At 51.7% G+C, this 18,006-nt stretch carries 17 protein-coding genes; 9 read left to right on the forward strand and 8 right to left on the reverse strand.

Annotated elements, in window-relative coordinates:
• The first annotated feature begins 1 nt into the window (after window position 1).
• From MKY12_RS12820 to mnhG, 3 genes are read left to right on the forward strand one after another with little or no spacing between them, the layout of a single operon-like run.
• Entirely contained in the window at window positions 2-481 is a 480-nt protein-coding gene (locus tag MKY12_RS12820) for a Na+/H+ antiporter subunit E (protein ID WP_209873388.1), read from the forward strand.
• Window positions 478-771, forward strand: a complete 294-nt coding sequence (locus tag MKY12_RS12825) for a Na(+)/H(+) antiporter subunit F1 (RefSeq protein ID WP_209873390.1) — start codon at window positions 478-480, stop codon at window positions 769-771. The genes MKY12_RS12820 and MKY12_RS12825 overlap by 4 nt, the downstream gene beginning before the upstream one ends.
• Window positions 746-1,135: a monovalent cation/H(+) antiporter subunit G gene (gene mnhG, locus MKY12_RS12830; protein ID WP_076077665.1), complete on the forward strand. Its 390-nt coding sequence runs from the start codon at window positions 746-748 to the stop codon at window positions 1,133-1,135. Before MKY12_RS12825 ends, mnhG begins: the two co-directional genes overlap by 26 nt.
• 67 nt (window positions 1,136-1,202) lie before the next feature.
• On the opposite strand, the gene MKY12_RS12835 is transcribed toward mnhG, so the two are convergent.
• Window positions 1,203-2,456 carry an MFS transporter gene (locus tag MKY12_RS12835; protein WP_339256273.1) on the reverse strand — a complete coding sequence of 418 codons (1,254 nt, stop codon included), beginning with the start codon at window positions 2,454-2,456 and terminating at the stop codon, window positions 1,203-1,205.
• A gap of 174 nt (window positions 2,457-2,630) precedes the next feature.
• Window positions 2,631-3,512, reverse strand: a complete 882-nt coding sequence (locus MKY12_RS12840) for a LysR family transcriptional regulator (protein ID WP_339314003.1) — start codon at window positions 3,510-3,512, stop codon at window positions 2,631-2,633.
• 98 nt (window positions 3,513-3,610) lie between these two features.
• On the opposite strand from MKY12_RS12840, the gene MKY12_RS12845 reads away from it, so the two are divergent.
• From MKY12_RS12845 to MKY12_RS12865, 5 genes are all read left to right on the forward strand, one after another.
• The gene (locus tag MKY12_RS12845) at window positions 3,611-5,470 is read left to right on the forward strand and encodes an FAD-dependent oxidoreductase (RefSeq protein WP_339314004.1); all 1,860 of its coding nucleotides are present in this window, start codon (window positions 3,611-3,613) and stop codon (window positions 5,468-5,470) included.
• A gap of 79 nt (window positions 5,471-5,549) precedes the next feature.
• The gene (locus MKY12_RS12850; RefSeq protein WP_339314005.1) at window positions 5,550-6,662 is read left to right on the forward strand and encodes a metallophosphoesterase; all 1,113 of its coding nucleotides are present in this window, start codon (window positions 5,550-5,552) and stop codon (window positions 6,660-6,662) included.
• 120 nt (window positions 6,663-6,782) lie between these two features.
• Window positions 6,783-7,169, forward strand: a complete 387-nt coding sequence (locus MKY12_RS12855) for a GntR family transcriptional regulator (RefSeq protein WP_339314006.1) — start codon at window positions 6,783-6,785, stop codon at window positions 7,167-7,169.
• The gene (locus MKY12_RS12860; protein ID WP_339314007.1) at window positions 7,159-8,022 is read left to right on the forward strand and encodes an ABC transporter ATP-binding protein; all 864 of its coding nucleotides are present in this window, start codon (window positions 7,159-7,161) and stop codon (window positions 8,020-8,022) included. The genes MKY12_RS12855 and MKY12_RS12860 overlap by 11 nt, the downstream gene beginning before the upstream one ends.
• A 1-nt stretch (window position 8,023) precedes the next feature.
• Entirely contained in the window at window positions 8,024-8,662 is a 639-nt protein-coding gene (locus tag MKY12_RS12865) for an ABC-2 transporter permease (protein WP_339314008.1), read from the forward strand.
• Window positions 8,663-8,695: 33 nt separating this feature from the next.
• Here MKY12_RS12865 and MKY12_RS12870 read toward each other — a convergent pair whose 3' ends face one another.
• Window positions 8,696-10,054 (reverse strand): deoxyribodipyrimidine photo-lyase, encoded by a 1,359-nt coding sequence (locus MKY12_RS12870; RefSeq protein ID WP_339314009.1) that lies wholly within the window; start codon window positions 10,052-10,054, stop codon window positions 8,696-8,698.
• 34 nt (window positions 10,055-10,088) lie between these two features.
• Window positions 10,089-10,619, reverse strand: coding sequence for a MepB family protein (locus tag MKY12_RS12875; protein WP_339314010.1), 531 nt, complete (start codon window positions 10,617-10,619; stop codon window positions 10,089-10,091).
• A gap of 154 nt (window positions 10,620-10,773) precedes the next feature.
• On the opposite strand from MKY12_RS12875, the gene MKY12_RS12880 reads away from it, so the two are divergent.
• Window positions 10,774-12,699 carry a serine hydrolase domain-containing protein gene (locus MKY12_RS12880; RefSeq protein WP_339314011.1) on the forward strand — a complete coding sequence of 642 codons (1,926 nt, stop codon included), beginning with the start codon at window positions 10,774-10,776 and terminating at the stop codon, window positions 12,697-12,699.
• A 545-nt stretch (window positions 12,700-13,244) separates the two neighbouring features.
• On the opposite strand, the gene MKY12_RS12885 is transcribed toward MKY12_RS12880, so the two are convergent.
• The 4 genes from MKY12_RS12885 to MKY12_RS12900 all read right to left on the reverse strand — a co-directional run bounded on the left by MKY12_RS12885 (window position 13,245) and on the right by MKY12_RS12900 (window position 17,910).
• Window positions 13,245-15,533 (reverse strand): DEAD/DEAH box helicase, encoded by a 2,289-nt coding sequence (locus MKY12_RS12885; RefSeq protein WP_339314012.1) that lies wholly within the window; start codon window positions 15,531-15,533, stop codon window positions 13,245-13,247.
• A 159-nt stretch (window positions 15,534-15,692) separates the two neighbouring features.
• Complete coding sequence (locus MKY12_RS12890; RefSeq protein WP_339314013.1) at window positions 15,693-15,944, reverse strand: SDR family oxidoreductase; 252 nt, start codon at window positions 15,942-15,944, stop codon at window positions 15,693-15,695.
• 83 nt (window positions 15,945-16,027) lie between these two features.
• Window positions 16,028-16,951, reverse strand: a complete 924-nt coding sequence (locus tag MKY12_RS12895; RefSeq protein WP_036729010.1) for a carbohydrate ABC transporter permease — start codon at window positions 16,949-16,951, stop codon at window positions 16,028-16,030.
• 17 nt (window positions 16,952-16,968) lie between these two features.
• Window positions 16,969-17,910 carry an ABC transporter permease subunit gene (locus MKY12_RS12900; RefSeq protein ID WP_235191993.1) on the reverse strand — a complete coding sequence of 314 codons (942 nt, stop codon included), beginning with the start codon at window positions 17,908-17,910 and terminating at the stop codon, window positions 16,969-16,971.
• Window positions 17,911-18,006: the final 96 nt, after the last annotated feature.

An 18,006-nucleotide genomic window follows, 5' to 3' on the forward strand; every position in this document is an offset into this window, starting at 1 on the left:
GATGGCCTTTCAAATATTATTGAATCTCATGATCGCCTTCCTGTGGATGTTCCTGAATAATGACTGGACGGCCTCCGGCTTCATCATCGGCTATGTGCTGGGGGTGGCCGTACTGGTGGTTATGCGGCGCTTCTTCGACGGACGGCTGTACCTGGGTAAAATATGGGCAATTCTGAAGCTGGTGGCCTTGCTGCTGCGGGAGCTGGTGGCATCCAGTTATGTAGTGGTGAAGGCGGTTCTTCGCCCGAATCTCAATATTCGCCCGGCTATCCTGATGTACCATACGGAGCTGGAATCGGACTGGGAGGTGGCGGTGCTGATTACTATGCTCTGCCTTACGCCGGGTTCCGTCGTGCTGGAGGTGTCCAAAGACAACCGGACCTTATACATTCATGCCATGGACATACAGGATGTGAAGCAGTTCGATGCGAATATCCGTAATACCTTTGAACGCGCGATTCTGGAGGTGACCCGTTCATGATTCAATCGATTCTCATGGTGGCGCTGTCGATCATGGTCATCTCCATTGCTATCTGTGCCTGGAGGCTGGTCAAGGGGCCGTCACTGCCTGACCGGGTAGCCGCACTCGATACCATCGGTATCAATCTGCTGGCGATGGTCGCCGTCCTCTCGGTCCTGTTCAAGACGCAAGCCTATATTGAATATATTCTGCTGATTGGAATCCTCTCTTTTATCGGGACGATGGCCTTGGCCAGATATATCGAAAGGGGGGTGGTGTTTGAACATGGACCTGATCAAGACGGTCATTGAGTATGTGTTTGTCTTGCTGATTCTGACCGGAGCCTTGCTTAGCGCAGTCAGCTCTGTAGGTCTGATTCGCTTGCCCGATGTCTACTTAAGATCACATGCCGCCGCCAAAAGTGCTACGCTCGGTGTGCTCTGTGTACTCAGCGGCGCATTCCTCTATTTCGCCTTCTTCCTCGATTTCATCAGTGCGAAGCTGCTGCTCGGAATCGTGTTCGTATTCATGACTTCTCCGCTCTCCGCTCATCTGACCGGCCGGGCGGCTTACCGCTCCGGTGTTCCGCTCTGGAGCCGCCGCGTCCAGGATGATCTCAAGGAGGCGCTGGAGAAAGAGCAGGAACAGGTGAAGACCGATTCATCCTCATCATAGATTAGTATAAAAGTACAAACAGGGATGCCCAACGGCCGTAATTGGTCCGAGGGGCATCCCTGTTTGCTTACTGCTGAGCTTGCTGCGGAATAGTGTCTTTGTATGCCGTCTGTCTGCGGTACAGGTGCAGAAGCACATACGAGGCAACGAACGCTGCGGTTACCAGCCACAGCGGAATTCTCGGGTCGAGCTTGTATGCCCAGCCTCCGATAATACCCGCAGGTGCGGTGAATACCAGGATCAGGACCGACAGCATGGAGAACACCTTGGCCCGCTTCTCATCATCAATGGCGTTCTGCACGGCTGCCTCCAGATAAGGAGAGCTGATCATCAGGCCTACGGCTGCCAGAATGGTGCTCAGCCCGATCCAGATGAAGCTCGCTGATGGGTATAGAACCAGCATGGCATTCGACAGAGCAGATAAACCGAAGCCTGCCATCATGGCTCGGCTTTCGCTCTGATCCGGGATTCTGGGCATCAAGAGCCACAGGGTCAGCAGCATGATGACAGAGGACACCGCCGGGAACATAGACAGGATGCCGCTGTCCAGCTGGATGTAATCTGCCAGATAGAGGTACAGGTAGGTGCTTTTCAGCGTAGCCTGGAAGTTGAACAGAATGTATACGCCGAAGATCAGCAGCAGATTGCGCTCAGCCCCCAAATCACGGAAGGCGCCGCCGTATTCAATCATACTCTCTCTAAGGCCGAGTTCCCGGGTCTCTTGCCTTTTGCGGATGCCTGCCTCGGTCTCCCGGGTAGTCAGATGACGGCCCACGAACTGGAAGGTCATGAAGAGGAAGGCCAGCACGTACATGATTCTCATGCCCGTGACCATTCCATACTGGTGGACAAGCAGACCGCCCAGCGGTGCGAACAGGCCTCCGATCACCCCGATGATCTGCAGTAATGTGAATACATAGGTCCGGTCAGAGGGTCGGGTATCTTCAACTATCAGGCAGTAAAAGGCGATATGCGGCACACGCTGGAAGCCGTTAATCACTGCAGCTGCGGCGAAAAACCACAGGTTCTGTGAGAAGGCCCATAACAAGGTGGCGAGGCTCCAGCTAAGCAGGTCAAAGTACAGAATAGCCCACTTGCGTCCTAGCCGGTCTGTTAAGTATCCGCTGAGCAAAGAGGAGAATACCTGTACTAAGAGTCCGATGGTTGTTATCCAGCCGATGTTCAGCTCGGTCAATCCAAGCTCATACATGTACAGGGTGGCATAGGTAGAGAACATGCTGTAGGGAATCAGGAAAAAAGGCTCAAAGGTCAAGCAGCCCCGGCTGTTTCCCTCCAGCCGCGGAAAGAAAGGTTTTGCCATGATGAAATCCTCCAGGGAACCGTTTCAGGTCAGGTTATTTTCCATTATGGAATAGATGCTTTCTATATTGGAATTGTTTGTATGGCGACCGCGCGTTTAGAATGTAATCATGCCTTGGCGCCTTAGGTACATTTTATTTCCGAAGGAGAATGTGAAATTTGTTACAATGCAAGTTCAGGATGATGATTGAATTACATAGTCAATAAATGCCGAGATGCTGTCTGTATTCTGTTTATTCTTGGGATTCACCATGGCAAACGAGCTAAGAACCGGATCGGCCAGCGGCACGATGCTAAGCTTGGGATGATCCACATAACGGGCAATCTGATTCATTAGCAGGGTTACGCCGAGATTCTCGGCGACGAGCTCCATAATAGTCTCAATCCGGCTGTTGGTGAAGAGTACCTCAGGCGTGAAGCCGGCCTTGCGGCACTCTTCCACACAGGTAGTATATATACCCGAAGTCGAGTTAAGCAGAATGAATTTGTCGGTCTGCACCCGGGCCAGCTCCACGGAGGCTTGATCTGCCAGGGGATGATCCTTGGAGACTACCAGCACTAAGAAGTCATCCACCAGCGGATGAACCTCGGCGATGCCCTCCGGAATATAATTAGTGCGCATGAATGCTACATCCACCTCGCCATTGCGGAGCATGGATACAATGATATCATTTTCTTTTTCAATCAGATGCAATTTGATATGCGGATACATTCCTGTAAACCCGGCTATGATTGAAGTCATGCCATATTGTGACATCACGGGAATGGTTGCAATGGATATATGGCCTGTTTCGAGCAGCTCATGCTTCTTCATGTTCGATATCATCTCATTGTAATTGGCCAGAATCTTCTCGGCATATAATACGAAGTCTTCTCCGGCAGGCGTCAGGCTGATCGTCCGTGTCCTTCGGTCGAACAGCAGGGTGTTCAGCTCGCCTTCCAGGGATTTGATCTGTTTGGATATCGCGGATTGGGTGATGCACAGCTCATCCGCTGCGTTGGAGAAGCTCAGGTATTTACGAATTGTCAAAAAATATTGAAGCTGTGCAATAGTCATGGGTGATCATCCTATCTGAAGGTATAGTGGGTTCTGAAGTATAGTGGCGTATCGCGACCTTTATATATTAACAAAAATGGTTCCAAGAAGGAGTACAAATGAGAAAAAAGAATGTAAAGAAGATGCTGTCGGTTATGCTGTTGGTGTCATTGGTGATCTTATCTGTGGCAGGATGTTCAGGTACAAAAAATGAAGATAGTTCTAAAGATGCCGGGGGCATCACCTATAAGGCCGGAACCTATACAGGATCTGCGGACGGGAAAAACGGTGCGGTGCAGGTGGAAGTTACCTTCTCGGAGCATGCCATCGACGCTGTGAAGGTAGTGAATTTCAAGGAGACCGAAGGGGTCAGTGACGCATCCGTTACCAAGATTCCGAAGGCTATTGTCGATAACCAGTCCTTGAAGATTGATGCCGTCTCCGGGGCAACCGTCACCAGTGATGCGATCCTGGCCGCCGTCGCCGATTGCGTAACCCAAGCCGGTGTAGATCCGCTGGTTCTGAACAATGATGTGAAGAAAGTGGAATCGACCGAGGTAGAGGACTTGACGACAGATGTAGTCGTCATCGGCGGCGGAGCAGCAGGCATGTCCGCTTCCCTGCGTGCAGATGAGCTTGGACTGAAGACCATCCTGCTGGAGAAAATGACTTACATCGGCGGGGCCATCTCGATTAGCGGCGGCAATCAGGTGGTTGGACTCTCCAAGCTTCAGCAAGAAGCTGGAGTTACCGACGACAGTGCCGACAGCATCGTGACGGATTTCCTTGCCAACGGGGGCAATAAGAACGTTGCCGAGTTATTGAAGCTGTTCGCAGCCAACGTCGGGCAGACTACAGACTGGCTGAATCAATATGTGGGGATTAAATACGATATGGCAGGCGGATTGCATAAGCTGGCAGAGTACAGTCATGACCGGGAGCTTGCCTACGATCAGGGCGGACCCGGATTCGCCAAGCAGGCTCGCCAGAAGGTCGAAGAGTCGGGTGTGGAGCTGCACCTGGAGACCAGAGCAGAGAAGCTGGTTACAGATGATAGTGGGGCTGTTACAGGTGTCGTTGCCAAAGACGGCACCGGGAAGACCTACAATATTACAGCTAAGGCAGTGATTATGGCTACCGGAGGTTATGGTAATAATAAAGACCTGCTCTCCGATCAGTTAAAGACCGCTCTATACTATGGTCCGACCTCCTCGACTGGAGACGGAATTGTAATGGCCAAGGGTGAAGGCATCGATGCCGCAACCCGCCTGATGGAGTACGGGAAACGTTACCCCAATGGAGTTGAGGTATCTGAGGGAATTGCGAAATCTACCATTGTCGGCAATATCGCTGCATTCAAAAAGAGCGGAATTCTGGTGAATAGTGCCGGAGATAGAGTAGTGAATGAGAAATCCAGTAATCGCAGCATTCTGGAAGTGGAACTTACGCAACAGAATCAGATGCTATACTTGCTGATGGATCAGGCAACCTTCGATGTGTTCAAGACCAGTCTGGGCGAAGCAGGAATCTCACAGGGTGATATTGAGACATGGCTGAAGAACAATGGTTCAACTAAGCCGTATTTCTTCCATGCCGAGACGGCTGAAGCGCTGGCAACGGCTGCCGGAATGGATGCTGGTGCGCTGCAGAACACCATTAACCGCTATAACGGCTTCGTTAAGGCCGGCAAGGATGAGGACTTCGGGCGTTCAGCGGATTACATGAAGGAAGCTATTGGATCAGGCCCTTATTATCTGGTAGAGCAGAAACCGCGTTTCGCTACAACCATGGGGGGACTGGTTGTGAACGCGGACTTTGAAGTCCTGAACACGAGCAGCCAGATTATCTCCGGACTCTATGCAGCAGGCGAGGTTGTTGGCGGTGTCATGGGAGATGACTCCCCCTCTGGCGCCAATAATGCCTGGGCATTGACCTCCGGGAAGCTGTCAGCAGAGGCAGTGGTTGATAAGCTTAAATAAGCCCGGCTGTCCCTATAGTGGAAAAGACCAAGGTGCCATGAGATAATATGTTATCCGAAAATTAGATAAGGTGGTTAACATGTTTATCATCATTGGGCTAGTATTCATTGCTTTATACGCGTTAATTGTCTTCTATATTGGCTGGAGCGGCTGGGGCTGGATCAAGCCGGTCGTCTCCGGACGGTTCAGGCTGTTCTACATCATTGCGCTGATCTTCCTGGCCAGCTCGCTGATCCTCTCCAGAGTGGTGGCGGGGTCAGCGGTCTTAAGCGTCATTGGCAGTTACTGGCTGGCCGTATTCAGCCTGCTGCTCATGCTGCTGCCGCTAGTGCACCTTATGGTCTGGCTCACGAAGCTGGTCAGGCTGCCACGCCGTGCCGTTCAGAAGTGGTCCGGTATTCTAACGCTGGTGGCGCTGGTGAGCCTGCTCGGGTATGGAAGCTATAATGCATACAGCCCGGTTGTGCGTTCCTACGAGGTACAGATTGACAAGCCGGGTCCGGCCAGCGGTAAGCTTCATATCGTGATGGCTTCGGATATGCATTTCGGGTATTTATCCGGCAAACTCCATGCGGAGCGGATGGTACAGGAGATTAACGCCTTGCACCCCGATCTAATATTGCTCCCGGGCGATATCGTGGATGATGATGTCAGGCCGTATAGGGAGAAGGGACTCGGCGCTGTGCTGGCGAAGCTTGAAGCTCCGCTCGGAGTGTATGCTTCCCTGGGGAATCATGACCGGTTCAAGGGCGGGACGGAGGAGATCATCAGCCTGCTGAAGGAGAGCGGGATGCAGGTGCTCTATGATGAAGACGTCGAGGTCGGCGGCTGGCTGACGCTGATTGGACGGAAGGACTACAGCGATAAGGAGCGGGCCAAGCTGGCTGATCTGACCAAGGACATAGATCATTCCAAGCCGGTGTTCATGCTGGAGCATCAGCCGGTGGAGTTCGGGATTGCAGAGGAGCAGGGCGTTGACCTAATGGTCTCCGGCCATACCCACAGAGGGCAGATCGCGCCAGCCAACCTGATCACTTCCAGAGTGTTCGAGAATGACTGGGGCTATCTGCAGAAGGGGCAGCTTCATACCATCGTGTCTTCAGGCTATGGCTTCTGGGGTCCGCCGATCCGCATCGGGTCGCGCTCGGAGGTAGTGTCCATTCAAGTGCAGTTTTCTAACGTAGACCAGTAAGTTGACAGGGCTGACCCGAGACGGGTTAGCTCTTTTTTTGGATAAAGATTTACAAATACCTGTAGATCTGCTATATTGTACTGGTACAATAAGTACACTGTTCACGCAAGGAGGCAGCGTGTGGAGATCATCATCAGTAGTAACAGGAACAAGCCCATTTATGAGCAGATCACCTCGCAGATCAAAGGCAAGATTATGAGCGGAGAGCTTCAGGCAGGAGATCCCATACCTTCGATGCGTGCCTTGGCCAAATCCATTCAAGTCAGTGTCATCACCGTACAGAAGGCGTATGAGGATTTACAGCGAGACGGCTTCATTGAGACTACGGTTGGCCGGGGGAGCTTCGTTTCCGCCGTGAGCCAGGCCCTGTTTCAGGAAGAGCAGCAGAAGCAAGTGGAGGAGCATCTCATCGCAGCAGCCGAGCTCGCCCGTGCAGGCGGAATCACACTAGAACAGATAGTAGATATGCTCACTATCTTGTATACGGAGGGAAACCATGAATCTTAGTTTGGAAATCACCGGACTGACCAAGTCATATGCCGACTCCGGCTTTATGCTGGACAATGTATCATTAGCAATTCCCAGCGGAACCATTATGGGGTTCGTGGGTGAGAATGGAGCAGGGAAGACGACAACAATCAAATCTATTCTGAACACGGTTCATAAGGGCAGCGGGACGATCCGGCTGTTAGGCCAGGAGATGACGGATAGGGATACTGCTTTACGCGAAGACATCGGGGTTGTGCTTGATTCAGCTAATTTCTCGACGATATTGACCCCCGGCAAGCTTGCTAAGGTGATGCGCGGAATCTACCGGCAATGGGATCAGGAGCTCTATGTGAGGCTTACGGACAAGTTCGCTCTGCCCATGAATAGGAAGATCAAGGAATTCTCCCGGGGCATGACGATGAAGCTTGCCATAGCCGCCGCCATGTCGCACCATCCCAAGCTGCTGATTCTGGATGAGGCTACCTCAGGGCTGGACCCGGTAACCAGAGAGGAGATTCTGGAGGTATTCCTGGAGTTCGTTGAGGACGAGCATCACGCCATACTGATGTCTTCCCATATCACAAGCGATCTGGAGAAGATCGCCGATTATATTACCTTTATTCATCAAGGGAAGATCATTCTGACTGCGATGAAAGATGAGCTGATCTATGACTACGGCGTGGCCCGCTGCACCAGCGACCAGTTCCGGCGTATTGCTGAAGGTGACAGGCTGGCTTACCGGGTGAAGGAGCATCAGACCGATGTGCTGGTGAAGGACAGAAGAGGCTTCGGGCAACAATACAGCGGGATTACGGTGGATCAGGTATCCATTGATGAAATTCTGCTGCTGCTCGTAAAGGGGGAGAAATAATATGCGCGGGCTGCTGTTAAATAATTATTACTCACTGCAAAATAACATCAAATCCTCCCTCGGCATTGCGCTGCTTCTGTCGCTGGTTTCCTTTGCCGGGGTGGATCACAGTGTACTGAATGCAGTCATCGCGGCGCAGATTTGGATTTTTGTGTTGAGCATCGGGGCCTCCCTGCAGATGGATGAGGCTTCTAAATGGAACCGGTTTGAACTCACCATGCCGATCAGAAGGAGAACGGTCATCAATGCGAAGTACCTGTCCTTCCTGATGTTAATGCTCATGGGCACCGCTGTAAGTCTGGTTACTCTGGCATTAACCTATGTAAGCAAGGGAGACATAGCACATTTGAACCTGTCCACCGGGTATACCTTCGGTTTATCTTTATCTATCTCCACCCTGGCGATCTATTATCCGGTCATTCTTAAATTCGGTGTGGAAAAAAGCGAGCAGATGGTGATGATATCGGCAGGGCTAGCGGTGGGCCTTCGTTTCCTGGTGTGGATGCTGCTGAACCTGTATATGGACGATGTGAACTATAATGGTCCTGAAACCGGGTATGTCACCCTGCTCCTTGCTGTTCTCCTGTTCGCGGTGTCGTATCTGATTTCCGTGCGGATTCACCGGAACAAAGAATTCTGATCCTGCTGTAAGCCGGTGGCTTCCTCGGCTTCCTCAGCTTTGCCGGCTCCGCATGATCTCCTTGTAGACTTCGATGGCGTATGCCCGGGACCGCTTCAGATCCACAATGGCATCTTCGGCGGGCAGGTGAATGTCCTTATCAGACCAGTCCTCGCGTTCCGGCAGCCAAGTGCGGATATAGCTGCCGCCGGGATCATGGGTCTGGGATTGGGTGACCGGATTCATTACCCGGAAATAGGGAGAGGCATCGAAGCCGAGCGAAGAGCTCCACAGCCAGCCGCCACGGTTCTGGGCGTTGTCATAATCGCTTAGCTTCAGCCGGAAATAACGCTCGCCATAGATGAAGGGACAGCCCAGATTCTTCGTCAGGAACATGGCCGTTATCATCCGCAGCCGGTTAGGCATCCAGCCGGTTGCGTTCAACTGGCGCATAGCTGCATCGATGACCGGAATGCCGCTCCTGCCCTGAGCCCAGGCCTCGAAGTGCTGTGTCCCCAGCACAGAGAGATCATATACATTCTCATAATTGAAGAAATCCCGGTCCAGCCGTGCTTGACCCAGATAGAAATCCCTCCAGGCTAACTGTCTCAGCCAATCTTCGCCGATACCCTCTTCTTCAGTAAGTCTGCTATATAGTTTCCGTGCCGAGATCGCTCCCGTATTCAAATGCCTGCTGATCCGGCTGGTGCGTTCATGTGCGTAATGATCCCGGTTGATCTTGTAATCCTGCAGGTCCGCGTGAAGGAAACTCTCGAGCACATGATCCGGGTTCATCTGCTCTGCAGCGGGAGCCAGCACTGTAAGCTCCCGGGCAATCTCTTCGGGAAGCTGGAAGGCGTCTGCGAGCTGCGGGTGAAGAGCAACGGTTCGCAGACTACTTAGCCCGGCAGCGTACGGTGGCTGGAACCGCTGCGCGAGAAAAGTACGCCAGCGGCGGTAGAAGGGAGTAAACACCTTGAACGGCTCACTCCGGCCGCACCAGTCCATGAATGCTTCCAGATCACAGAGCATGCTGTCATGCCGGGCATGGAACCGGAGGTTCAGCGCATAGGCGGTATCCTGCAGCAGCCGGTCTCTGGTGAGCGCATAAGGGGTATAATCCGCATGGATGCTGACTTCCTGGATAGGATGTACTCCGGCCAGACGCTGTAAGACCGCCTCCGGCTCTCCATATAGGAGATGTAGCAGCTTACCTTGTGTCGCATATTCCTGCTGAAGACGGGCAACATGCTGAAGGAAATTCTGTCCGCTATGCTCCAGATAACGCTTATTCCGGAGCAGGAACGGCTCCAGTATTAATACATGCAGCGAGTCTTCCTGCGCCGAAGCTATGGCATCGAAGGCCGGCAGATCAGAAGTCCGCAGGTCCTTGCGGTGTATGAATAGAATCATAGATGTAGTTCCTTTCCGATGCAGGTGTGATCTGTTAAATTCTAAACGGTATGGCTGGCAGATACAACTGGGTTAACCCCTGCATCTGGTGAAGGTTCATGGGATCGACTATTCCAAAATAAGGGAGCTGCCACTTCTGTGTTGCTAAAGCCTGTTTATTGGTTACAGTATCCCAGGCTGGATATACCCGTATCGCCATTTTTCCCGGTGTATGATTGGTTGCCAGCACGCCATGCATTTTCAGCAGGTCCTTCGGAAAGACAAACTGTCCAAGCTCCCCGCTGACAGGATGGAAGGTATTGATGACCAGCAAATCAGGGGCATCGGCATAGGAGAAGGCCTGGTTTTTACGCCCGGCATTTTTTTCCCACATCGCGACAAATTGACCGGTCTTCGTGGGGGTGATTTTGGCAACCCGAAACCGGACAGAAAGATCACCCAGTTGAAATAGACCGGCTCCATATTCGGCGTTCTGTGTTTCTTCACATATGGAAGCGACAGTTAAGCGGGCCGGTGCGTACAATGCTTCATTTATATAAGCTAACGTGGTATGAAATTTATTCATAGTCTGTCCCTTCTTCCATAGAGAGGCTGATGCTGTTTCTACTATAGATACTATCAGGGAAATCGGCCAGAAGGAAATTTTCCGGTAATTGGCGAGGTTTTTTGTTAGAATAGGAGAGCTGCAGGATTTTACTCGACTAAAGGAGAGGTCTTATTTGTTGAAAAGAACGTTCACAATCATACTCTCGGCACTATTGCTGCTATCGGGCGGTATTACAGCATTTGCCGCAGAGCAAGGCAGCACTGGAGCAGGTGGAGCTACCCCATCCGGCATACCGTTGACCGGGCTGGAAGCTTTTGTAGATGATTATGTAAAAGAGTACATAGGAAAGCAGACCGTAGGTGCGTCCGTTGTCATGGTGAAGGATGGACAGGTCGTGCTGTCCAAGGGGTACGGCTACGCCGACGTAGAACAACAGATCCCCGTCTCTCCGGATACGGTCATGGAATGGGGCTCTATCAGCAAGCTCGCCGTATGGACATCCGTAATGCAACTGGCTGAGCAGGGCAAGCTGGATCTGAATGAAGATATCCGTAAGCTTTTGCCGGAGCATTTCCTGACCAAGCTGGAGTATGACGAGCCGATCACCATGCTTCATCTGATGAACCACAATGCCGGATTTGAAGAGTATATGTTCGATATGGCTTACCAGTCGCCTGAGGAAGTGCGGTCACTGGAAGAAGGTCTGAAGCTGGCTCAGCCGGCACAGATCTACAGACCGGGAGAGGTAGTCGCTTATTCGAACTACGGCAACTCACTGGCTGCCTATATTGTGGAGAGAATCAGCGGGCAGCCTTATCATGAATACGTCCAGCAGCATATTTTTGAGCCGCTGGGCATGAAGCATTCCATTCCGTATTCCGTGGTGGAAGACCGCCCGGAACTGCTGAAGCTCAAGGCCAAAGGGTATTTCTTCGCCGGACAAGGCTCCTTCAAACAAGGCTCATGGAATTATATGTCCATGTACCCGAACGGCGGAAATAACGGGACTGCGGAGGATCTGGCCAAGTTCGCCATGGCCTTCATGCCCGCAGCCGGAGAGCAATCCCCGCTGTTCAAGAAGCCCGGTACGCTTGGTACGATGCTGACCCGGAGTCATTCTGCTGCAGAAGGCATGCCGGGCATCGCCCACGGGTTCTGGGAGTATCCCGGGGCACACCGGACGCTGGGACATGGCGGGAACACAATTGCTTTTGCCACCAACCTTATGCTTGTGCCTGAAGACCGGTTTGCAGTTGTGATTATGACGAATCAGGCGGGCGAATCCCACATTGTACATGGTCTGACCAAAGCGGTAGTGGGGCAGAGAGCGCAGACGGAGGCAGCGGTTCTGCCGGACGTGTCAGAGGTGGAAGGCCGATTCGTCGCGGCGCGCCGTCCCGGCCATGGCTTCATGAAGCTGTTCCCATATCTGACGATGATGAAGCTTGAGCCTCAGGGAGCAGATCAGCTTCAGGTGTCACTTGCCGGGATGAGCGGAAGCTATAAGCAGGTTGAGCCTTACCTCTATGAGAAGACGGGCGGGGATTCAGGACTGGATGCCTGGCCGATGCTGTATGCCACAATGAAGGACGGGAAGGTAGAGGCTGTCTCGGTGTACACCTCCGATTATCTGCCGCTGTCTCCGGGCCGGTCCATGCCGGTCCTGTTGCTCAGTGCAGCACTTGCAGCGCTGGCTATCGTCTATTTTGTTATTGCTCCGTTCGTGTGGCTGGTACAGATGCTTCTACGCAAAAGGAGAGCACAGCGTAACCGTCCTGCACCCCGATCCGCCAACCGGAAGCTGACGGCCGGACTGACCTTAACCGGTACCGGTCTGGTGGTGAACAATCTGGTGCTGGCCTTACGGATGCTTAGCAACAATGAACGTGCCTATGCGGAGGTGTATCCGCAGATTATAGTGAATATTGGGCTAACCGGACTGGCTGCACTGCTTATCGCTGCGCTGTTTCTAACCAGGAAGAGGCACCTGACTCCGTCGCCTGCTTCAACGGCCCGTTATCCTTGGTCTGTCATCGTGCCCATGGTGATGATGGCAATTCTACTGGCCCAGCTTGTATTCTGGGAGTTCTACAGTTAAGTAGCATTCAAGTAGGTGATTGTATTTCCTGCAATAGAAAACGGATTACTGACCGTAAAATGAGATTCTATTGTATTGTATACAGTAGAATCTTGTGTTTTGGGTGAAAACAGGCCTTTGTTCAACATTCAATTGTACGGAATACATTAGATTCTATTTCGAAGCCTTTTTTACAGCAATCCATATATTTAACTCTGACGCTCTACTAGCAGGAAATAGATGGATTTTATCCATTTACTGAAGGAGGCTGGAGCCCTGCGACGACAACAATTGGAAAAAGGGCACTTAATTCGTCTCCAAGAACGTCTAATAGCGAAAATGGATAATAGCAGCTGCTGTTTATCCACTTATTTTCCTGAATTCAACAAACAAGTGAAAATTAAGATACGTTTTTCCACTTGTTTTAAATCCCACCCACAGGTGCGGCGATTATCTGCTCGTAGGGTATCGACAGAATACCTTTCATTCTCTGTACTAACTTCAAACGGCTAGGCCATCCTCCTAAGGACGGCCTAGCCGTTTCCACTTCTGCAATATGAGCCCTATTAGTATTTCGGTTGCTTAATGAAGGGGGATAGTACCTTCTGTGCAAAGGGACGAAGCCAAAAAGCTACAACGGTCGTTCCCGTCCATGAGCTGCGCTTATTCTGTAGATATTGATCATTAATGATATAAGTCCGGGTCGAAGCAGGGCTCCTAAGGCCCAGCCGTTCCCATTCAGCCGGATCATTGGACCCTCCAAGCCTGACCAGCATCGCCTCTTCCGCACGGTTGATCTTGCCCGGGATCTGATCGAACGCTCCGGTAATCTGTGTATGAAATTCATCGATCGGGCTGCGGCTGGCGATGCTCTCCAGGTGAATGCCTTCGCGGAGATAGGAGACGAAGGCCAGATGGTCAGCCCAGCATTCATCGATATAGAATAGCCGTACCCGCTGCTCCGCAGGGCTCATCGGCTGCTCGCCCAGCAGAATGCTGAGCCGCTCTGCGTAGAGAATCCGCCGCTGGTCCTCGATCATATCCGAATAACGGTTCAGCTCGTTATGGATATCGAAGTTCTGACTCATTACAATTTGCTGAATACTTGCGATTTTACGGCCAAGCAAAGGCTCTTCAATAGCTTCCTGCTGTCTGAGCGCATGGGCTGGGGTAGGGGAGCTGAAGCGGCGCATCAGATCGTCTTCCAGACTGACATAGAAGACAGAAGCCCCCGGGTCGCCCTGGCGGCCGGAACGCCCGCGAAGCTGGTTGTCAATCCGTATGCTTTCGTTCACATGGGTGCCAATGACATATAAGCCGCCGAGCCGGGCGACAGCGTCTGCCTGTACCGGATCACCGCCGCCGAGCCGGATATCGACACCGCGTCCCGCCATATTCGTTGAGACCGTTACGGCGCCCAGTTCTCCGGCTCTGGCAATAATATCAGCTTCCTCAGCATCATTCTTCGCATTCAGCACCTGAACGGGAACCCCGGCAGCCGCAAGCTCCGCAGCCAGCATGTCCGATTCCTCAACGCTTGCGGTCCCGATCAGAATGGGACGGCCCTCCCTGTGAATAGAGGAGATGTCCTGCACAAGCGCCTGATATTTGGCTTCCTTGTGCGTGTAGATCCGGTGCGGGTAATCGGTCCGGATGTTCAGCCGGTTCGGCGGAATCTGTACCACCTGCAGAGCATAGATATCCTTGAATTCCATAGCGGAGGCACAGGCTGTAGCCGTCATTCCGCAGATTTCAGGATATAGGCTAATGAAGTGTTGAATAGTGATCGTACCGAGTATTTTCCCGCCTGCGGTCCATTTCAGTCCTTCCTTCGCTGTCAATGCCGCTTGCAGCCCGTCCGGCAAATAACGGTTCTCTGCCACGCGTCCTGTATACTCTTCGATCAGCTCGATAGCGCCACCACGGACGATATAATCAATATCCTTCGTTAATAAGGTCTCCACATGCAGTGCACAATTCAGTGAGGTTAGCAGCTGACTATTCCGGCTATCATAGAGATTACCGCATCCCAGCAACTCTTCTACTTTGGCAGCACCCGCATCGTTCAGGTATACGTTCCGCTGGAATTCGTCATAATCGTAATGCTCTCCAGCCAGCAGCTGCCGGGCCAGATCCGCGTATCGCATGCCGTCGCTATGACTGACCTCAGATTCTCCGCTGATTACAAGCGGTACCCGCGCTTCATCAAGCAGCAAGGAATCGGCTTCGTCCACGATGACGTAGTGGAAAGGGCGGTGTACCGTAGCGGCTTCCGTGAGCGCAATGGTATCTCGCAAGTAATCGAACCCTGCTTCTTTTGCCGTAACATAGGTGATATCGCTCCTGTAGGCAGCCCGTTTCTCAGTCAGGCTCATGCCCGCTTGAACCGAATCCACCGATAGTCCCAGGAAGCGGTAAATGGGACCCATCCACTGCGCATCCCGCCGGGCCAGATAATCATTGAAGGTCAGCACATGAACGCCTTTGCCGGTCAGTGCATTCAGATAGGCCGGCATTACGGCTGAGAGGGTTTTGCCCTCACCGGTGTGCTGCTCGATCAGCATTCGTTCATGCAGGGCGATCCCGGCCATGATCTGGACATCATAAGGCTGTAAGCCGAGTGTTCTTGAGGCAGCCTCACAGACTAATGAATAGGCATCGACAAGCAGCTCGTCCAGAGCTATGCCGGATTGGGCAGCTTGCTGGAGCCTGAAGGACTCCTCCTGAAGCTTGGTGTCATCCCATGCCTGCAAATTCCGTGTGCGGATTTTCTCCGTTTTGTCACGATAGGCTTTAAGCATATTCCGGTTATCGTATTCTCTGAAACGCTGCACGAATTTAGCGGCTATATTCATAGACAGTTCACTCCCCGTTCTCCCAACTACTAATATGAACGTCATCGGGCTACTTTACCTGTATATTATAGTCCATTACTGTTTCGGTTTACCAATGTATGGATTATAAGCTCCTGAGACAAGTATTAGCCGGATAGAAAAGGGGAGGGTGAGCGGCCATTAGGCACTCAGCCCGCCGTCTACCGGCAGGATGACCCCTGATACGGAGGATGCTTGATCACTAAGCAACCAGGCCGCAGCCTGAGCGACTTCTATGGGTTCAGCCGGACGCCGGAGGGGCGTCTTGGCACTGATTTGCTCGATAATCTCAGGATTGATGGAGACCCATTGTTGAATCATATCTGTCATAGTTGTGCCGGGGGCGATGGCATTGACCCGAATGCCCGCTGGTCCGTATTCGATGGCAAGCAAAAGTAATTAAAAAAACAAGCGGTCTTCAGACAAGGCGGATGGCCTTCCGAAGATCGCTTGTTTATGTGCAGAGCTTTTTACAATTAGCCTTTTACCCCGCCGACAACCATCCCTTTAACGAAATACTTCTGCAGGAACGGATAGACGATGATAATCGGTACACTCGCTACAATGGTCATCGTTGCACGGATAGAGGTCGGTGTAACAGTCGCTTTATTGCCCTGCGCGTTCGCAAAGGCATCGGCTGCCGAGGAGCTGGACATCGCGGTGTTGGATGTTGACAGCATCTTCATCAGCTCGTATTGCAGCGTACTCAGGCTTGGCGTGGAGGAGTTGTACAGGAAGACGTCAAACCATGAATTCCACTGATAGACCGCTACGAACAGGGAGACGGTAGCCAGCGCCGGAACGGTCAGCGGAAGCACAATGCGCGAGAAGGTGATGAAGTCGCCTGCGCCGTCGATTTTGGCCGATTCCATCAGTCCCTCAGGCAGTGCCTCAATGAAGGAGCGGATGACGATCATATTAAATACGCCGATGATGCCCGGAATGATATAGACCCAGAAGCTGTTCAGCATGTTCAGCTCTTTGATCAGCAGGTAGCCTGGAATCAGACCGCCGCTGAAGTACATGGTGAAAATAAACGTGACGGACACAAACTTCTTCAGCTTATATTCCGGACGGCTTACCGTATAGGCCAGCATCGCTGTACAGAATACGGAGACCACAGTGCCGATGACCGTCCGTGCTGCAGAGACAAACGTTGAAAAGAAGATGTTGGATTCACTGAATACATACTCGAAGTTGCGCAGCGTCCATTCACGAGGCCAGATATAAATATCCCCGCGGACAGAGTCATTCGCTTCATTGAACGATAGAGCAAACATATTCAGGAACGGATAGAGGGTAACAATGACCAAGAGAATCATGAAGATCGTATTGCATATATCGAAGATTCGGTCACCCAACGAAGAATTCCGGTATGAATTGGTTTTGGATTTAGCCATTACTTGTGTCCTCCTTTCTAATACAATCTGCTTTCGCCCATACGCTTGGCGATATTATTGGCTGCGATCAAGAAGATGAAGCTGACCAGCGTTTTGAACATACCTGCTGCGGTGGCTAGCCCGAAGTTATTCATCTGCATCCCGTACTTCAGTACGAAGATATCCAGATTCTCCGAATAGTCGAGGTTCATCCCGTTACCTAACAGGTACTGCGCCTCGAAGCCGGACTCCAGAATATGGCCCAAATTCATAATCAGAATCAGTACGATAACCGGCTTAATACCCGGCAGGGTAATATAGAACATTCTTTGTAGACGGGATGCCCCGTCAATCTCAGCCGCTTCATATTGAGAAGGGTCGATGGAGGTGATGGCTGCCAGATAGATGATAGTATTCCAGCCGACATTCTTCCAGACTTCCGTAACCCCGAGTATTCCCCAGAAATACTTGCCTTCGCCCAGCCACAGAATTGGATGATCAATAAGCTGCATTTTGACCAGCAGCACATTGATGATCCCTTCCGGTGCCAGTGCCATTTGTACAATATTGGCCGCTACGACCCAGGAAATGAAGTAGGGCAGGTAACTGATCGTCTGAACGGTGCGTTTGAAGAATACATTGCGCAGCTCATTAAGCAGAAGGGCCAGAACAATAGCCGTTACAAAACCCAGTACCAGGTTAATAGAGCTCATAACCAGAGTATTACGAAGTACGCGATAGAACTGCTGTTCCTGGAACAGGAACTTGAAATTGTCCCAGCCGACCCACTTCTGGTCGAACAGATCCTTGGCTGGCTTGAATTTCTGGAAAGCAATCGTCCATCCCCATAGGGGGAGGTATTTGAATACAATCACCCATAACAGAAAGGGCAATGACATCAGCATCAGCATTTTCTGTTTAGATAGCTCTTTAAAAAAGGTTTTGAAGCGCGAAGTGCCGGTATTATTCGATTTTGCCAACTGCACAGCGGTTTTTCCCACCTGTACCGTCCCCTTTCCAAGCTCCATATTCTCTATTTGCTAACAAGTGTAAGTGTAGAAGGGAAAAGTGAAGGC

Origin of the sequence: Paenibacillus sp. FSL M7-0896, assembly GCF_037975415.1 — a bacterium.
GTDB classification, from domain to species: domain Bacteria; phylum Bacillota; class Bacilli; order Paenibacillales; family Paenibacillaceae; genus Paenibacillus_AQ; species Paenibacillus_AQ silagei.